The 18,038-nt window shown below is 46.6% G+C and carries 12 protein-coding genes; 4 read left to right on the top strand and 8 right to left on the bottom strand.

Annotation, left to right across the window (positions count from 1 at the left end; genetic code table 11):
- Window positions 1–25 precede the first annotated feature (25 nt).
- Window positions 26–3,298 (bottom strand): hypothetical protein, encoded by a 3,273-nt coding sequence (locus TBC1_RS10130; RefSeq protein ID WP_062041704.1) that lies wholly within the window; start codon window positions 3,296–3,298, stop codon window positions 26–28.
- Window positions 3,299–3,537: 239 nt separating this feature from the next.
- Between TBC1_RS10130 and TBC1_RS10125 the strand changes: the two genes are divergently transcribed.
- On the top strand, window positions 3,538–4,674 hold the full coding sequence (locus TBC1_RS10125; RefSeq protein ID WP_062041701.1) for an ATP-binding protein: 1,137 nt from the start codon (window positions 3,538–3,540) through the stop codon (window positions 4,672–4,674).
- A 246-nt stretch (window positions 4,675–4,920) separates the two neighbouring features.
- Here the strand turns inward: TBC1_RS10125 and TBC1_RS10120 are convergent, their stop codons facing one another.
- The 3 genes from TBC1_RS10120 to TBC1_RS10110 all read right to left on the bottom strand — a co-directional run bounded on the left by TBC1_RS10120 (window position 4,921) and on the right by TBC1_RS10110 (window position 7,410).
- The gene (locus TBC1_RS10120; RefSeq protein ID WP_062041699.1) at window positions 4,921–5,424 is read right to left on the bottom strand and encodes a hypothetical protein; all 504 of its coding nucleotides are present in this window, start codon (window positions 5,422–5,424) and stop codon (window positions 4,921–4,923) included.
- A 100-nt stretch (window positions 5,425–5,524) separates the two neighbouring features.
- Window positions 5,525–6,712, bottom strand: a complete 1,188-nt coding sequence (locus TBC1_RS10115) for a M20 metallopeptidase family protein (protein ID WP_062041696.1) — start codon at window positions 6,710–6,712, stop codon at window positions 5,525–5,527.
- 59 nt (window positions 6,713–6,771) lie between these two features.
- On the bottom strand, window positions 6,772–7,410 hold the full coding sequence (locus tag TBC1_RS10110; protein WP_062041693.1) for an MBL fold metallo-hydrolase: 639 nt from the start codon (window positions 7,408–7,410) through the stop codon (window positions 6,772–6,774).
- Between the two features lie 233 nt (window positions 7,411–7,643).
- Between TBC1_RS10110 and TBC1_RS10105 the strand changes: the two genes are divergently transcribed.
- Window positions 7,644–10,937 (top strand): TolB-like translocation protein, encoded by a 3,294-nt coding sequence (locus TBC1_RS10105; RefSeq protein ID WP_062041690.1) that lies wholly within the window; start codon window positions 7,644–7,646, stop codon window positions 10,935–10,937.
- A gap of 674 nt (window positions 10,938–11,611) precedes the next feature.
- Window positions 11,612–14,194 (top strand): adenosylcobalamin-dependent ribonucleoside-diphosphate reductase, encoded by a 2,583-nt coding sequence (locus TBC1_RS10100; RefSeq protein ID WP_082189607.1) that lies wholly within the window; start codon window positions 11,612–11,614, stop codon window positions 14,192–14,194.
- Window positions 14,195–14,270: 76 nt separating this feature from the next.
- Here TBC1_RS10100 and TBC1_RS10095 read toward each other — a convergent pair whose 3' ends face one another.
- The 3 genes from TBC1_RS10095 to TBC1_RS10085 all read right to left on the bottom strand — a co-directional run bounded on the left by TBC1_RS10095 (window position 14,271) and on the right by TBC1_RS10085 (window position 15,827).
- Window positions 14,271–14,669, bottom strand: coding sequence for a hypothetical protein (locus TBC1_RS10095; RefSeq protein ID WP_172668871.1), 399 nt, complete (start codon window positions 14,667–14,669; stop codon window positions 14,271–14,273).
- 77 nt (window positions 14,670–14,746) lie between these two features.
- Entirely contained in the window at window positions 14,747–14,995 is a 249-nt protein-coding gene (locus tag TBC1_RS10090; protein WP_062041684.1) for a 4a-hydroxytetrahydrobiopterin dehydratase, read from the bottom strand.
- Between the two features lie 55 nt (window positions 14,996–15,050).
- Entirely contained in the window at window positions 15,051–15,827 is a 777-nt protein-coding gene (locus TBC1_RS10085) for a radical SAM protein (protein WP_062041681.1), read from the bottom strand.
- A 155-nt stretch (window positions 15,828–15,982) separates the two neighbouring features.
- On the opposite strand from TBC1_RS10085, the gene TBC1_RS10080 reads away from it, so the two are divergent.
- Window positions 15,983–16,960, top strand: coding sequence for a polyprenyl synthetase family protein (locus tag TBC1_RS10080; protein ID WP_062041678.1), 978 nt, complete (start codon window positions 15,983–15,985; stop codon window positions 16,958–16,960).
- 17 nt (window positions 16,961–16,977) lie between these two features.
- Here the strand turns inward: TBC1_RS10080 and TBC1_RS10075 are convergent, their stop codons facing one another.
- Window positions 16,978–18,030, bottom strand: coding sequence for a sensor histidine kinase (locus TBC1_RS10075; protein ID WP_062041675.1), 1,053 nt, complete (start codon window positions 18,028–18,030; stop codon window positions 16,978–16,980).
- Window positions 18,031–18,038 lie beyond the last annotated feature (8 nt).

Here is an 18,038-nt window from a genome sequence, read left to right as displayed (position 1 = left end):
TAATTCTGTACCATTGTCCATTACCTCAATGCACCTTCTCTACCTTAAACTCCTGTTTGCTGCCGTTCAGTCTTACCCTCAGCATATAGATTGCTTCGGGAAGGGTGGTGAGGTTCAGCCTGGTTATTGCTCCGGCAATGGGCCCTGAGATGATCTCTTTACCCCTCATATTCCACAATACAAAATCTGCCGGGAAATCCGGATGATAGTTGATGCCGAGGTCGATGGTGAGCCAGTCGATGGCCGGCACCGGGTAAACCGTGGCAAAATTACGGTTGTCTCCCAGAGGCAGATCAATGCTTGTTCTGACAACACACCATTTTGAATCTGACAGGTATACCTGATAAGTACCAGGCTTCAGGCCTGAAGTACTATCCACGTGCAATCCGTAATTGTCAGATAAACTCATGGTGTATGGCGGAAAGCCTCCGGAAACCGAAACATCAATGGAACCATCGGCCGGGGGTGTAAACGGATTATCGGGCACAACGGTATAGCTCACGGAAATGGGCTCATAAGGCTCAATTTCGTAGCTTGATACCTGGCTGCATCCAAGTGGGCCTGTAATGGTAACCGTGTAATTACCCGGAACAGAAAATTCGGCTGTAGCACCTGTTGCCCCGTTCGACCACAAATAGGTAAGCGGAGCCTGACCTTGCGGAGTAAGGGTAATTCTGGCGGGGCTATCGTGACAGGTAATCTGTTTCACCTGACTGGTAAATGGGACTGTTTCCTGTGTAACTTCGGTGGTAAGGGTTTCAGCGCAATTCCTTGAATCCGTGATTGTTACGGAATATGTTCCCGGGTCGGTTGTTTCAAGTACGGCTCCTGTTTGACCATTGTTCCACTGATATGTCACCGGCAGAAGCCCTTCAACAATCTCGGGCGAAAGCCGGGCCGCATGTTCTGCAGTACATCCGGTAATGTAGGATTCTTCCAGATGAGCATCGAATACCGGGGGTGGCAGTATCACCTCGTTCCGTTCCACACACCCCACATGATCGGTTGAAACCACATGATAGGTCCCGGGCTCCAGTCCGTTGATTTCACTGCCGGTACTGCCCGTGTTCCATGCATAGGTATAAGGTGGCAAACCACCGGTGGCCGTTACCACAATCCGTCCGTCGCTGCCAGGCTCACAGGTTGACTGCTGCATTTCGGTAGTTGCAATGAAATCCACGCACTGGTAACAATGTGTTCCAAGTTCTGTAACCTGAAAGCTCCCTCCGACAAATACCTCTTTTTCACCGTTGTGGTCAAAATCAGAGATTTCAATACACTCATTTACATGCCAGTGCTCATAATATTCATCCCGGGAAACTCTTGCTGTGTATTCAATGTGCCCTTCCAGCGTGCTGAACCATACCCTTCCGGATGAAACAAAAATCAGTTCCGGCTCGCTGTTACCGGTGAGATCGTCCACCCGCAGGCCACCAATCCGTTTCTCCATCTGCACCGGCAGCCACGAAATGGTAGTTCCCGGACTATCGACCACCCCAATTTCCCCGTTAGTGGTGCCAAAAATGATCTCCTTGTATCCGTCGTTGTCGAGGTCGTAAAGATCAAATGAAGCGATGTTATCTCCCACTGTGACAACAGCATGGGTCACACCGTCGATGATCTTCAGTGAATCTGAAAACAGGATGATTTCACCGGCGGGGTCCTGATCAATATTCTCTACCATCAGTTGACAATGATATTGATCAAAATAATGATATTCAGGCAATGACCATTCAACAACGGCTGTTTCAACATCAACCACCATTACGGTTGTGGGAGCCCCGAGAATATATTCCATTTTTCCGTCGTTATCCGGATCTGCGATAGCAATGTCAGTGAACCTTTCAGGGTTATCATAGAAATATTCATTCTGTATCTGATGTGTAACCGGGTCCAGCACATACAGGGCCGCTTTGTAATTTTTGGAAGTGGGTAGCACGATTTCTGATACTCCGTCATTGTCGGTATCGAAAATGGCAAAATCAAAGATAACCGTAGAATAATAAAACATATTTCCCGGCGACTTCCACTCCTGTTCATGCGTGTATGGGTCCCAGAAAGAGACCTGGCTTTCATTGTAATAATTACTGGTGCCTGGTGCCAGGGTTATGAGTTCTTCGATTCCATCGTTGTCCACGTCGAATACCTGTATTTTCTCAAACGGGCCGTTCACCGATTCGCTTTGCCATTCCTGTTGCTGCGTTCCGAGGTCGAAGGTGTACAGATAATCCTCGCCAGTACTGCCATGGGCAACTGCCCAGATGATTTCCTTTGCCGGCTCATTGTCAACATTGCCGGTTGCAAGACAATTCAGACCGCCATGACCATAATTTCTGGACCACAACACCTCTCCGGTGGTTGTGAGCCGGCAATAAACATTACCCCAGTCAGCCTCCCCGTAATACAATTCCTTTATGCCATCGTCATCGGTATCTGCCAGGTAGAAGGCAAGGGGATCAATGTCGGCTGCCATGCTGTATTTCTCTGACTGGGTTTCAACATCCCACACCTGAATGGTATTGTTTCCGCACGCAAAAATCTCATCGTTTCCATCACCATCCTGATCGGCAAGTCCGATACGGCTGTATCCATAATTCTGATTCCCGTAGAAGTCCCATAAAACCGTATACACGCCATTCCTTAACCGGACAACCTCTCCCTTACTGTAACAGAGCTCAAGCGAAGGTTCGTTGTCAACATTTCCGCAAACTATGTCCTGTCCTCCGATAGGAATCACATGTTCCAGCACCGGCGGATAGCCCGAATAGAAATAGGTTGAATCGGTACTCAGAAACACCAGCTCAGTTTCACCATCGTTGTCGGCATCGGCATTAAGCACAGTAACAACACCTTCATTGTAATAGCCGGTGTTGGTATGATCAACCGCAAAAGAGCTGACCAGCGACATATCCGCAGTACTATAGATCTCAGCCCGGCCATTCTGCAATCCGAGTACCACCTCATAAACCCCGTTGTCATCGATATCCAGTACCGACATCATCATAATGCGGTCAGTATAGTAGGGGCTTACCCAGGTCTGTTTAAATGTCTGTTCAGCAGCGACATATTCAAGAATATACCAGTAACGTCCATCTTCAAAGGTTTCATCCCCGGCACTCAGGATCATCTCATCAATCCCGTCATTGTCAATATCTACCACAGAAAGCCCGGTGGTTCCGATGGATTCACCAAAAACAACCTGCCTGAAGGAACCTTTACACACTTCGTCGTTCTCCTGAGTAAAAGCTGACATAGAAAAGGTAAGAAGCAGAAGGAATAGCCATACTATAGTTTTCATATCACAGGATAATTATGCTGACTTACTATACCATTAAGGCAACGAATATAAACAGTTTTTAACTGTGTCGGGCATTCGACGAACATTCTGATTCTAATTTTATAATCAAATTATCCGATTGTCGGGAAAAGACTCCAGATTTTAAAAAGGCCGCTTGTATTCAGATTTTATCAGTTACTGTTGTTATACCCGACAAATTTTATTAAATTTGTCGGGTATAATCGACATATTTCAATATTATGAAGAAATTGAAGTATCAGCGCACTTTACAGGCTAAGATCACTGAATGGTTGTTTCAGGGTAAGGTAATTATTCTTTACGGCCCCCGGCAGGTCGGCAAAACAACGCTTGCCAATGAGATCATATCAGGGCAATCCGGAGCCATATATTTGAATTGCGAACGCCAGCAGGTATGGGAACTATTGAATTCGGGGAACCAGGATCGCATCAGGCAATACCTTGGCGATGCAAAAATCGTGGTGTTTGATGAAGCCCAGAAAATTCCTCAGATAGGTAGTTTACTAAAATTGTTGATTGATACTTATCCGGAAATTCAATACCTCGCTACCGGTTCGAGCAGTTTTGACCTGTCAAATGCTTTGTCAGAGCCACTTACAGGGCGCAATGTCAAGTTTATTATGTACCCTGTTTCGCTCATCGAACTTTCACCGCACTTTAACCGGTTTCAGAAGGATGAAATGCTTGAAAACCTTCTGCTTTTCGGATCATATCCCGACATCATTGACCGGCCGGAATCACAGAAACGGAAGCTGCTGGATGAATTAACCTCCGACTATCTGTTCAGGGATGTTCTGCGTTTTGAAAATATAAGAAGATCCGACATTCTGGTGAACCTTCTTAAAGCCATCGCATTACAAACCGGCAACGAGGTTTCAATGCGTGAACTCAGTAACCTGCTCAAAGTTGCCGTGGAAACGGTACAACGCTATCTTTTGTTGCTTGAGCAGTCTTTTGTCCTGTTCTCACTTCCGTCGTTCAGCCGAAACTTACGCAATGAAATATCTAAAGGGCGGAAGTACTATTTCTACGACCTGGGCATCCGCAACAACCTGCTTCAAAACTTTACCCCCTTGTCCAGCCGGAATGATACAGGACAACTTTGGGAAAATTTCTGCATAATCGAAAGAATCAAAAAAAATCAGGCAAAAGATCGCAGGGTCAATATGTATTTCTGGCGAACCTATCAGCAACAGGAAATTGACCTGATAGAAGAGCATGAAGGCATTCTCGATACATTTGAATTCAAATGGAAGTCCAGACCGGGACAAAAAATTCCTTCTGGTTTCAGGAATGCTTACCCACAAAGTACATATCAGATCATTGACAGGGAAAATTATCACAACTTTCTGACCTAGGAAGTTTTCCGGATTTATTGGCAAAGCCATTGGCTCACAGATTGGAGCGCACTCTATTTTTTTAAACTGTCTTCCCTGCAAATAAACTGTCTGACTGTATCAAGCAGACAGGGTAAGCAGTTGCCCCTGCCAATCTTTCCCGGAATTTTTTACCCCGGGTTGATTGATGCCCGAAATCCATCCAAACAGGATTAATAAAAAAAACCCTGCAAATCACTGCAGGGCTTTTTGGTATATGTCACGTATTCAGGCTTTAGGAATTTCTTCTGTCGCGTCATCTGCCACATCCTTGATTTCATCAGCCACATCTTCAGCTTTTGATTCAATGGATTCTGCAACATCTTCAACAACTTCCCCGGCCTTTTCAGTGGCGTCTTCAACAATTTCTCCCACATTATCTGCCACAACTTCAGTGGTTTCCTCAGATTTAGCGGTGGAAGCCCGTATCTTTTCTTCAAGCTTGTCAACCACTTCAGATGCTTTGTCATCCAGTTTTTCAATTACATCTTCCGCCTTGTCCCTGACTTTGGTTCCAAATTCTTTTGCTTTCGCCTTGGTTTCTGCAGCGGCTTCTTTCACATCCTCAACCACATCTTCAAGCTTGTCGTCGAGTTTATCGGCAACTTCTCTGGTGTATTCCTTCACCGATTCGAAGGTATCGGCGGCCTTGTCTTTAAGTTCGGCTGACTTCACAGTGGCGGCTTCTTTCGAAGTACCGAACAGTTTCTTCAAAGAGTTGATAAATCCCATGTTGCTGCTTTTTATTGGTTTATCTCACAAAGATAATGAATAAATGACGGAAACAAAAACCATGAAAATTAAACTGATAAGCTGAATTCAACCTTTGTTTTCAGTGCAAGGATTTCACCGCCATCCAGGCCATAAGACCGGCGCCAACTTCCAGCGCTTTTTCATCCACGTCGAAACGGTCGGTATGCAGGTTATGCACAATATTCCTTTCTTCATTCCTGGTTCCCAGGCGGTAAAAACACGATGGAATCTGTTGTGAATAGTAGGCGAAGTCTTCCGCAGTCATTCTGAGGTCAAGGTCTGCAACGTTTTCCGCTCCAAGATATTCCACGGCCGCATGCCGGGCTTCCTCGGTGACCTGATCGTCGTTGACGAGGAAAGGATATCCCTTGTCGATAAATACATCACAGGAGCCACCCATGCTTTCGGCGATGGAGGTAGCCATTCTTTCAATTCTCAGATGGGCTTCTGAGCGCCAGACTTCGTCGAAAGTGCGGAGCGTACCGTCAAGCTTCACTTCATTGGGGATGATGTTTGTGCGCCCTTCGGCGATAAAGCGGCCGAACGAAAGCACTGCCGGCAGCTGGGGAGGAGCCGTGCGGCTGACAATCTGCTGCAGGGCAACAAGGATATGAGCGGCTATCAGCACAGGGTCAACATTCAATTCAGGGGTTGCGCCATGACCACCTTTGCCTTTGACGGTCAGGTAGATCTCATCGGTGGAGGCCATGTATTTGCCCGGCTTCATGCCGACTTTTCCGGCTTCGAGCGAGGGAAGCACATGCTGTCCGAACATCTTCTGCGGGGCGGGATTTTCCAATACGCCGGCTTTGATCATCATGGATGCACCTCCGGGAAATTTTTCCTCCGAGGGCTGGAAGATCAGTTTGATGCTGCCTTCAATGTGATCTTTCAGATCATTCAGGATACTGGCCGCTCCCAGCAGGCAGGTCATGTGCACATCGTGACCGCAGGCGTGCATCACACCCGGGTTTTGAGAACAGTAGTCAACCTGGTTTTTTTCGGTTATGGGCAGGGCATCCATATCAGCCCTGAGTGCAATCACTTGTTTGCCTGGATTTCTGCCTTCAATCATGCCCACTACGCCATGTACCGCCATTCCGGTTGTGAAAGGAATCCCGTATCCGGAAAGTTTTGCCTGAATAAATGCCGAAGTTTCCTTTTCCTGCATCGAAAGTTCGGGGTGCATGTGAAGGTGGCGCCTGATGTCCTGCAATTCCGCCTGTAAATCAGCGGCTTTTTGCTTTATGGTTGTAATTAACTCCATTTGTCTCTTGGTTCGGGTTAACGAAAATCAATACAGTGCCTGTGATCATCAGCCGGTTGTCAGCTGAGGAAGGGGTTGCTCATTTTTTCGTAGCCAATGCTGGTTTTGGGGCCGTGGCCGGGATAAACACTATATTCATCCGGTAGGGTAAAAAGTTTCTGCTGTATGCTTTCCATCAGGATGTCAAAGTCGCCGGTAGGGAGGTCGGTCCGCCCGATACTGCCATAGAAGAGCACATCGCCTGCAATCACAAATTTCTGTTCGTGGTTCACCAGGCAGATGCTGCCATTGGCATGCTCGGGGGTGTAACGGACCTCAAGCGTGATGCCGCCGAATTTAAGCACATCACCGTCTTCGGTAAAAATCTCCGGTTTAACAATATCCTCCACTTTCAGGTTAAAAACGGACCCAAACTCCCTGGCTGTTTCCCAGAACATTTTACTGGCCGCATGCCCGGTCGGTTTCAGGCCATATCTGTTGCAAACAAAATGATTTCCGAGGATATGGTCAACATGGAAATGGGTGTTGATCAGGGCTATGGGCCGGAGCCGCTTTTCATCAATGTAGCCCGAAAGTTTCTGCTGTTCAGGGATATTCTCACAGCCAGGATCAATGATTACACAGTTGCCATCCTGATCTGAAATGACAAATGAATTTACTGAAAATGAATTGAATACAAAGGTTTTAACGGTTATCATAATTCATGTAATTCAAATGAATTAGCAAAGGTAACTGATTATTCCATCCGTTTGCTGTCTTCCGGTTCGTCAAAGCCCTGCATGAAAGTGTCATTTTATGCGTGGCCATGAAAATTTCTTTGCCTGTCTGGTATATCGGTATGACATTTGCTGCGAAAAAACCTGTTTTCAGGCCCGCTTCAACAAGTACGGGATTTTTGTGTTAATTTTACATCCTGGTTTTCAGATCGAAGATGAACAATTTGTCTGGCAGATACGGTATTTATAAACTGAAATTATTGGGCACATTCCTTTTAGGAGTGCTGTCCCTGATGCCTGTGCATGCCCAGTTCTATAATGGTTCGCAGATGCCGTTCGGTAAAAGCCGTGTCCAATACGGGGATTTCCTTTGGACTTACTACCGGTTCAATGACTTTGATACCTATTTTTATCTGAACGGTAAGGAACTGGCCATTTATACTGCACGGTATGCCAAAGAGATACTACCGGAACTGGAGTCGTTGCTGGAAACGCGGATGAGTGATAAAATCGAATTCATCGTTTTTAACTCCCTCACCGATCTTAAACAGAGCAATATAGGCCTGGTCAGTGAACAACAATATAATATCGGCGGTATTACGCATATCATTGAAAATAAAGTCTTTATCTATTTCGATGGCAATTATGCCAACTTTGAAAAGCAGATCAGGGCGGGAATGGCCAGGGCATTGATAGATCAATCGATTTATGGGGGCTCGGTGGGCAGGCAGATTACCAATGCCACGCTGATGAGTATGCCAGCCTGGTTTATCGACGGTCTCGTATCTTACATAGCGGAAGACTGGAATACCGAGATTGACAACTATATGCGCGAAGGCATCATTTCCGGACGCTACCGTAAATTCAATCATCTGAAAGGGGAAGATGCCATCTATGCCGGACATGGAATCTGGAAATACATCGCAGACAAATATGGTAAGCAAGCAATTCCGAATATCATTTATCTGGCTAGGGTAAGCCGCAATGTTGAGACCGGATTTCTTTACGTCCTTAATATTTCGTTTCGTAATCTGGTTAAAGAATGGTACGAATCATACCGCAGTCAATACCTTAACAGCGACGAAAACCGTCTGAAGCCCGTCACCGCTCCGGTGCAGAAGAAGGTTAAAAAGGCCGTAGTTTATGACCGTGTTCGATTAAGCTCTGACGGAAAGTATATGGCCTGGATCAGCAATCAGGACGGACAGGTAAAAGTGTGGTTGCATGATACCCGTAACGGTAAATCTCAAGTTGTCTACCGGCAGGGTCATAGGCTCGATGAGAAGAATGACCTTTCCTATCCCCTGATAGAGTTTCACCCTAACGGGAATACCCTGGGTCTGGTCACTGAACGCAAGGGCGAAATCAGGTTTTACCAGATCAACCTTGAATCGAAGCGGCGGACATGGCAGTTTATTTACGGTTTTCAAAAAATCGTGGATATGGCCTATTCGCACGATGGGCGGAGGTTTGTGATGTCGGCCGTCAGGAAAGGGCAGACCGACATTTATGTTTACAATATCGCTGCTTCCGCGGCCGAGCAGATCACCAGGGATGTGTATAACGATCTTAATCCTGTGTTCATCAACAATTCCCGGCAGATAGTTTTCAGTTCCAACCGGCCTTCGGATACCCTCACTGAAGAGCCAAAGATCAGTAAACCGGGATTTGATCATAAGCATGATCTTTTTCTCTATGATTACGCCGCTAAAGGCAAAGTACTTCGTCGTATTACGGATACACCCTATTCCAATGAAATTCAGCCGGTGGAATATGAAAAGGGCTATATCTCTTACCTGGGCGATGAGAACGGGATATACAACCGTTACCTCGCCGGCTTCGACAGCGTGATTACCCATGTTGATACGGCAGCGCATTACCGTTATTTTACCCGCACTTACGGGCTTACCAATTACGCCCGGAATATTGTGTCGCACACATCTTCGCCACGTTCGGCAAAAATAGCTGAGATCATCCACTCGGGCCAGTTCAGGACCATCTATAGTTACGATCAGGCTTCCGCGCGCGGAGTTGAGCGCTTAACGCCGCCGCTTACCGGCTACATGGAGCAAAAGATGCTGGAAATCAGCTTGCTGAAAGAGAAAGAGAAGTCGGCTCCGGCCCAGGCCAAGCCTAAGGAGAGGCGCAGGCGCTTCGTGAATGTATATGCCGGAGACCCGGAATTACCAGCATCCGACAGTCTCATTGATCTTGATCAGTACCGGCTTGGCAGGGAAGAGCTGAAACGGCCGGGCAGTAAAGGCGGGCTGTCTCCTGTTGATGAGAAAGATAATTTCGTGATTCCCAAACAAAGAAATTACAATGTGGAATACCGGATCAACGAATTGGTGAGCCAGCTCGACTTTAATTTTCTGAGCACATCCTATCAGCCTTTTTCAGGAGGAGGAGGCCCTATTTTTCTTACCCCAGGGTTAAATGCCTTTTTCAGGATAGGCTTGTCCGATCTGCTTGAGGATTACCGGATTGTTGCAGGCGTGAGGCTTGACTTCAACCTGGTGAATAATGAATATGTCGTCAGCATTGCCAACCTCAAACATCGCCTCGACAGGGAGATCTATTTCCACCGCCAATCAATTGAGCAAACCAGTCTTTACTCAATTGTAAGATACCGTATTCATGAACTTCATTACATTCTGAAATATCCCCTGAACCCCTTGCTTTCGGTAAAAGGTACTGCCTCGATGCGCAAAGACAGGGCTGTTTTTATGTCGACCGACCAGTATAACCTGCGGGAACCAGACATCAACCGTTACTGGGTGTCAGGTAAGGGTGAACTGACCTATGATGCCACAAGGCAACTTGGGCTGAACCTGCTCGATGGATTGCGTTACAAGGTTTTCGGAGAATATTACCAGCAACTCGACGGGGACAGCAAAAACACCAATATGGTGGTTCTGGGATTTGATATCCGCCATTATCTGCCCATTCACCGGAACTTCATCTGGGCTAACCGTTTTGCCACCAGTACCTCATTTGGTAAAAGCAGGCTCATTTATTATATGGGTGGGGTTGACACCTGGCTAGCACCGAAGTTTACCACCGACGCACCCATTGATTATTCCCAGAATTATGCCTACCAGACCCTGGCTACGAATATGCGCGGTTTCTATCAGAATGTGCGGAACGGCAACAGTTTTGCGGTAATCAATTCAGAACTCCGTTTCCCGGTCTTTAGTTACCTGGCCAACCGTCCGCTGCGGTCTGATTTTCTGACCAATTTCCAGCTGATTGCCTTCGGCGATCTGGGGACAGCCTGGACGGGAGCCACCCCTTATGCCGATGAAAACGCATTGTTTACGCGGGTAATCAACCGCGGCCCCCTGCTGATTACCATCCGTGAGCAACGTGAACCACTGGTTGGCGGGTTGGGCTTCGGCGCACGGACAAGGTTACTCGGTTATTTTCTCAGGGCAGATTACGCCTGGGGTATTGAGGATATGGTTATCAACAAACCGGTGTTCTACATATCCCTTAGCCTCGACTTCTGATTCAGGCCTCCTTCTTTTTTCATTTCATTTTAATCATTGATAATGAGTATGATATGAACGATTTGCGCATAGTTCTGCCTGTTCCGTTTCCCTTATTCTCTTATAATCAATGCCTCAGGTTATTCACCATGTCAATTGTTAATAACTCCTGACCGATTGTGGAAATTTTAAACCTGTCTCAAAGGGAAGTTTGACGACATTTGCATTCCGGCTACGCCTACGCGGCTTTCAGCTTCTATATTGATAATCAGTTTCTTATTTCTATCTGCCATTACTTGATGCAACTAACCAGAAAAGCCCTGCCGAAAAATAATTATTAATAATATTTCTTTTTCGGTTTCAATCAATTACGACAGAATCCGGGGAGATTGTTGAAAAGTCAATCTTGCCACTCACAATTAGCTGTTGTATATTGGTCTTTCCGATCAGAAGGGAGTAAAAATTGTTGTAATTGCCTTTTGATCAGATAAATATAAATTGGCTGTTAACGTATTCAAAAACCACCATTAGAGCCTTAAACTATGGATATCAACTTGTTTGCAAATCTCGAAGAGGTTGCTGAAACAAAAGAAAAGGAAAGAGCAGGGGATTATTATAATGAAATGCTTGAAAAGCGCGTAAGGCCTGCTGTGCCGGAAAAGATCGAACTTCAACCGGAACAGAAAGTTAACAAAATGGAAGAATTGGTAATTGAAAACGAGCCCATAGTGCAGGCGGCTGACAAGAAAGCCCCTGTATCTTATTCGCATGAAGAAATCCTTGAAAAGGCTACGGAATATTTCAGGGGCGATACACTGGCAGCCAATGTATGGATGAATAAGTATGCCCTCAAGGACAGCGATGGAAATATTTATGAACTGACCCCTGATGACATGCACAGGCGTCTTGCCGCCGAGGTAGCCAGAATTGAACGTAAATATCCCAATCCGTTAAGCGAGGATGAAATATTTGAGCTTTTCCGGAATTTCCGCTTTATTATACCCCAGGGCAGCCCCATGGCAGGAATGGGCAATAATTTCCAGGTTTCATCCCTGTCGAACTGTTTTGTGATAGGGGGTGATGGAAACTACGATTCATATGGCGGCATCATGAAGATAGACCAGGAGCAGGTACAACTGATGAAGCGCAGGGGAGGTGTAGGCCATGACCTTTCACACATCAGGCCAACCGGCAGCCCGGTGAAAAACAGCGCGCTTACCTCAACCGGTATAGTGCCTTTCATGGAACGGTATTCAAATTCCACCCGCGAGGTAGCCCAGGATGGCCGCAGAGGAGCCCTGATGCTTACCATTTCGGTGAAACATCCTGATGCAGAAAGATTTATTGATGCCAAACTGGAACAGGGAAAAGTAACCGGTGCCAATGTATCGGTAAAAATTGACGATGAATTCATGCAATCAGTCATAAGCGGGAAGCCATACCGCCAGCAGTACCCGATTCATGCGCACAATCCGATGAAAATTCAGGAGATTGACGCTCAGGCATTGTGGAATAAAATTATCCACAATGCATGGCAATCGGCAGAGCCCGGTGTGCTCTTCTGGGATACGGTTACCCGTGAGTCGGTTCCCGACTGCTATGCTGACCTTGGTTTCAAGACCCTTTCCACCAATCCGTGCGGCGAAATCCCGTTGTGCCCTTATGACAGCTGCCGCCTGATCGCCCTGAACCTTTATGGCTATGTAGAGAATCCATTCACTGCTGAAGCCAGGTTTAATTTTGACCTTTTCAGGAAGCATTCAGCCTATGCCCTAAGGATCATGGATGACATCATTGATCTGGAATCCGAAAAAATCGATGCCATTCTGGGTAAAGTAGATTCGGATCCTGAAGATGAAGAGATCAAGCGCATAGAAAGGAAAATGTGGGAAAATATCAGAACGAAGACCCTGCAGGGCCGCCGGACGGGTATCGGAATAACTGCAGAAGGCGACATGCTTGCTGCCCTTGGTCTGCGATATGGCACCGACGAAGCCACAAAATTCTCTGTTGAAGTACATAAAACGCTGGCTGTTGAGGTTTACGGTGCCTCTGCCGACCTGGCCGGTGAACGTGGCCCGTTCCCGATCTACAACTCCGAGCGCGAAAAAGGCAACCCTTTCATTCAGCGCCTCAGGCAGGAGTCACCGGAAGTGTATGAAAAGATGGTAAGAAACGGCAGGCGCAACATAGCCATGCTGACCATTGCACCAACAGGAAGTGTCAGCATTTGTACGCAAACCACCTCGGGGATAGAACCGGTTTTTATGGTGAGCTATAAGCGCCGCCGTAAGGTGAACCCCAATGATAAAAACGTCAATGTAACCTTTGTTGATGAAGTCGGGGATTCATGGGAAGAGTATAATGTATTTCACCCTAAATTCATTGACTGGCTGCAGATAAACGGTTACGACCCGGATCAGGTAAAGTTGTACGAAGAAGCCAAACTTCAGGCAATCATCGAGAAATCGCCTTATTACAAAGCCACCTCGAATGATATTGACTGGGTAAGCAAGGTGCAGATGCAGGGCGCCATACAGAAGTGGGTGGATCATTCAATCAGTGTAACGGTTAACCTGCCGAAGGAAGCTACCGAAGAGCTGGTAAGCCAGGTTTATAAAACAGCCTGGGAAAGTGGCTGTAAAGGAATGACCATTTATCGCGATGGCTCACGCTCAGGGGTGCTGATAGGCGCCGACAAGAAGGAAGATACTGTTGAGTTCCGCGAAACAAAGGCCCCTCCCAGACCGCAGAAACTCGAAGCCGATGTGGTCCGCTTCCAGAATGATTATGAAAAATGGATAGCCGTTATCGGTCTGCTTGACAATAAACCCTATGAGGTTTTTACAGGGAAAGCTGATGGGTTCTATCTCCCGCCCTGGGTGCAGAAAGGCTGGGTACTGCGCAATAAAGTCGAGAATGAACCGGCAAGATATGATTTTCAGTTTCTTGATAAAGACGGATACAAAGTAACCATTGAAGGGCTTTCGCGGTCTTTCAATAAGGAATTCTGGAATTATGCCAAGCTGATTTCAGGAATCCTGAGGCACGGGATGCCCCTGCCGTTCCTGGTTAACCTGGTTGAAAACCTGAATTTTGACAATGATAGCATCACTACATGGAAGAATGGGGTTGTCCGTGCATTGAAACGCTATATTCCCGATGGCACATCGGTGAGCAGTAAAACGGAGTGCCCGAGCTGTGGCGAGAAAGACGGCCTGATGTATAAAGAGGGTTGCCTTACCTGTAAGCATTGCGGATATTCAAAGTGCAGTTAATAATTGTGGTTAAATGCAGAAAGCCCCGTTCCGGTCAGGACGGGGTTTTTTGCATCTGCGGTTTGCGGACTTTCTGTCAGAAATGAATTTTATGATAATCAAAGGTCTGATTATCCCTGAAGTGCCTGATTTTAGCAGCGATCAGAAGGAATATCTTCAGATCATGCCGGGTGAGCCAGGCAATGGCTTCAGGCTGGTTATGACAGGCATCGGATAACACGGCCAGGAAGAAATGTTTGTGGTAATTCAGCCAATCATAGGCTTTTTTATCTTCATCAATGGCAGAATCGAGGGCTGCCAGTTCAGGAAAGCCGTTGGCCATCAGCCATTTGAATGCCTCCTCACTGCCCCTGATGGCACTCGACAGGGCTGCCAGTTCCGGATAGCCGTTATTCAGCAGCCAGTTCAGCAGCTCTTCATTGCCGGTGAAAGTCTCACCGAAAGCAATCAACACCTTTACCGGATAATCTACCATTTCACGAAAATACAGAATTGTATCATTGGTTCCCTGAATCACCCCGGTAAACCGGATAATCAGCGAGGAATAACTGTTTACAACAAATTGTCGATCGCGGCTGCCAAAGTATAATCCTTTTCAGTGACCACATTACCGGCATCATGCGTTGATAACCGGATGATGACCTTATTATAAACGTTTGTCCATTCCGGATGATGATCCGATTTTTCAGCAAGCAGGGCCACCCGGGTCATAAAAGCAAAAGCCTCGCTGAAGTTGCTGAATGTAAAGACTTTTTCAATGGCAATTTTATGACCTGATTCCAGTACAACTTTTTCCCACATACCTGCAGTTTTAATATATCAGATCAACAACAGCGCTGTAGTTAATGTTCATTGATCAGAATACCTCGTAGGGAATAGCCAGGGGCTCAAGCCGCCGGGCGATGCCCAGAAGTTCGGCCTGTGAAATTTTCTCAATTCCCTGTTCGGGCGTGCTTCTGTCAATGGGATAGATCATGACCCGTGAAGGTTTGATTTTTTCAAGATAACCAAGCCAGGGGCCGATCTCCGATTCAAGGGTATTGTCAATGGAAACCCCGTTGATCACGCCCCGGAGAAAAAGGGTCTGTATCACAACTCTTCCCCCGAAGGAAGCAAGCCGGCTGACGATATCTGCCAGTTTTACGGGGGAAGCAGGGCGGTTGATCAGTTCAAAGGTTTCCTGGGTGCCGGCATCGAGTTTAAGCACATTGTTATCGATTTTCAGCAGGGCGTCTCTGACTGCAGGGATGTGCAGGCGGGTGGCATTTGAGAGTACGGTAATTTCGGCCTGCGGGAAGATTTCATCCCTCAACCTGATGGTATTATCAATAATGGTTGGGAAACCGGGATGCAGGGTAGGCTCTCCGTTTCCGGCAAAAGTAATATTGTCGGGCTTCAGTCCATTATTTTTCAGTTCCCTGAAACGGCTGTCCAAAGAGTGTATGATGCTTTCGGTGTTGTTGAGCTTTGCTTTTTTGTCCTGGGCAGGATGGGTGAGTCCGCATTCGCAGTAAACACAATTGAAAGTACAGAATTTCATATCGAGGGGAAGCAGGTTCACCCCCAGCGATACGCCAAACCGCCGGCTCTTCACGGGGCCGAAAACAATATCATCAAACAGGAAACAGGCCATAACAGACTTTTGTGCAAATGTACGAACTAATTATAATCACAAACGTCCGGTATTGGCGGCCATGATGATACGGTTCTTTTTAAATTTATTTGCAAAACAGGTATCCGACTGCTGTATTGGAATATCTTTGTACCTGCTACACTTTCACAAAGCTTATGACGCCCTCTCTCAATGAAATAAAAGCTCCGGTCGGGGAACACATTAAGGAATTTGAAAAAAGATTCAGGAATTCGATGCGCAGCAATGTGCCGCTGCTTGATCGCGTTACGGCGTACCTGGTAAAGCGGAAAGGAAAGCAGATCAGGCCGCTTTTTGTGTTTCTGACGGCAGAGGCATGCGGGAACATCAATGATGCGACATACCGTGCTGCTTCGCTGATCGAACTTTTACATACTGCCACCCTCATCCATGATGATGTAGTGGATGATTCCAATGAAAGGCGTGGCTTTTTCTCCCTCAACGCATTGTGGAAGAACAAAATATCTGTTCTGGTGGGTGATTATTTGCTCTCGAAGGGATTATTGTTATCGCTTGATAATAATGATTTCGAACTGCTGCGGATTGTTTCGGATGCAACCCGCGAAATGAGCGAGGGAGAATTATTGCAGATAGAAAAAGCGCGCAGGCTTGATATCAGCGAAGAAATTTACTTTGAGATCATCCGTAAAAAAACCGCTTCACTGATTGCTTCATGTTGTGCCTGCGGGGCCGCTTCTTCAGGGGCAGATGCAGAAACAGTAAAGAAACTTCACCGTTTCGGCGAACTTACCGGAATCGCTTTTCAGATCAGGGATGATCTTTTCGATTACAGTAAAAGCTTCGATACGGGCAAGCCCAACGGCATTGACATCAAAGAGAAGAAAATGACCCTCCCCCTGATATACCTGCTCAATAACAGCAGCTGGCCCGAAAAGCGCAGGATTATCAATGTTGTGAAAAATAACAATGATAATCCCCGCAAGGTGGCTGCCCTGATACAACAGGTAAAGGAAACCGGAGGTATTGCCTATGCCGAAGCCCGTATGCTGGAATACAGGGAGCAGGCGCTGGATATACTCCGGGAGTTTAAACCCGGTCCGGCCAGGGAATCACTTGAAAAGCTGGTTGTGTTTACCACCGAACGCAATGGTTAAGTTTGGTGCAACCCGGATTATGCTTTTTTCATCGTAAAGGCGAATGTTGTGCCTACGCCTTGTGTGCTGCGCACATGAATGGTCTGGTCATGGGCCTCGATTATATGCTTTACAATGGCCAGCCCGAGTCCCGAACCGCCCTGCTCACGGGAGCGCCCTTTATCGGTCCGGTAAAAGCGCTCGAATATGCGCGGTAAATCAGCCTCATTGATCCCGTTGCCGTTGTCGGTTACTTCTACAAGGATATTCTCATCCATGTCAAAAAAGCTGATCTTGGTTGAGCCATTTTCCTGGTTACCGTATTTGATCGAGTTGTCAATCAGGTTGATCAGAACCTGGCGCAACCGCTCCTTGTCAGCAAGAATATAAACCGGCTTTTCATAGTTACCGCCGAAATAAATGTTATTGTTTCTTTTCCTGGCTTTGATTTCCAGAAATTCCATTACTTCGCGGGTCAGGGCCAGAATATCCGTCTTTTTCAGATTAAGTTGAAGTTCGCTGGATTCAAGTTGTGAAATGGTTTCCAGATCCTCAACAATGGCGATCATGCGGTTGATGCTTTTTTCAGTGCGCAGGAGGTACTCCTTGTTGATGCTGGGATCTTCCAGCCCGCCGTCGAGCAACGTAAGCACGTAACCCTGAATGTTAAAAATGGGTGTTTTCAATTCGTGGGAAACATTACCCAGAAACTCCCTGCGGTATTTTGCCATTCGTTTAAGTTCTTCAACTTCCTTGCTTTTCGTTTCTCCCCACTCAGCAACCTCCTGATAAACAGTTTCGATTGTTTTTCCCTTATAGGAGGAAGTTTTGTCATTATCCTTTGAGATTTTCCGGTTTCTGATGGTTTTATATATCAGCCTGATTTTTTCATAAATGAATTTTTCAAGGGTATATCTGAAGAGGAAGTTGGTAAAGACAAACAGTACCAATCCTCCTCCGGCGATAAGCCACCAGCCTGAAGCAGCAGGGAAAAGAAAGGTATGTAACATACCCAGCACCAGGAATAACGCAGTGATCAGCAGCGCATTATTAAGCGCGAGTTTACGGGGATTGGAAAAGTCAATGTTCATATCAGACC

Source organism: Lentimicrobium saccharophilum (assembly GCF_001192835.1).
In the GTDB taxonomy this organism is placed as follows: Bacteria; Bacteroidota; Bacteroidia; order Bacteroidales; family Lentimicrobiaceae; genus Lentimicrobium; species Lentimicrobium saccharophilum.
The sequence above is the reverse complement of the archived record's forward strand: the minus strand, read 5'-3'. Positions and strand labels throughout refer to the sequence as shown.

Bases quoted from the DNA above. Each gene is read 5' to 3' on its own strand.
- TBC1_RS10130 (WP_062041704.1), bottom strand. From the start codon at position 3,298: ATGAAAACTATAGTATGGCTATTCCTTCTGCTTCTTACCTTTTCTATG.
- TBC1_RS10125 (WP_062041701.1), top strand. From the start codon at position 3,538: ATGAAGAAATTGAAGTATCAGCGCACTTTACAGGCTAAGATCACTGAA.
- TBC1_RS10120 (WP_062041699.1), bottom strand. From the start codon at position 5,424: ATGGGATTTATCAACTCTTTGAAGAAACTGTTCGGTACTTCGAAAGAA.
- TBC1_RS10115 (WP_062041696.1), bottom strand. From the start codon at position 6,712: ATGGAGTTAATTACAACCATAAAGCAAAAAGCCGCTGATTTACAGGCG.
- TBC1_RS10110 (WP_062041693.1), bottom strand. From the start codon at position 7,410: ATGATAACCGTTAAAACCTTTGTATTCAATTCATTTTCAGTAAATTCA.
- TBC1_RS10105 (WP_062041690.1), top strand. From the start codon at position 7,644: ATGAACAATTTGTCTGGCAGATACGGTATTTATAAACTGAAATTATTG.
- TBC1_RS10100 (WP_082189607.1), top strand. From the start codon at position 11,612: ATGGAAGAATTGGTAATTGAAAACGAGCCCATAGTGCAGGCGGCTGAC.
- TBC1_RS10095 (WP_172668871.1), bottom strand. From the start codon at position 14,669: ATGGTAGATTATCCGGTAAAGGTGTTGATTGCTTTCGGTGAGACTTTC.
- TBC1_RS10090 (WP_062041684.1), bottom strand. From the start codon at position 14,995: ATGTGGGAAAAAGTTGTACTGGAATCAGGTCATAAAATTGCCATTGAA.
- TBC1_RS10085 (WP_062041681.1), bottom strand. From the start codon at position 15,827: ATGGCCTGTTTCCTGTTTGATGATATTGTTTTCGGCCCCGTGAAGAGC.
- TBC1_RS10080 (WP_062041678.1), top strand. From the start codon at position 15,983: ATGACGCCCTCTCTCAATGAAATAAAAGCTCCGGTCGGGGAACACATT.
- TBC1_RS10075 (WP_062041675.1), bottom strand. From the start codon at position 18,030: ATGAACATTGACTTTTCCAATCCCCGTAAACTCGCGCTTAATAATGCG.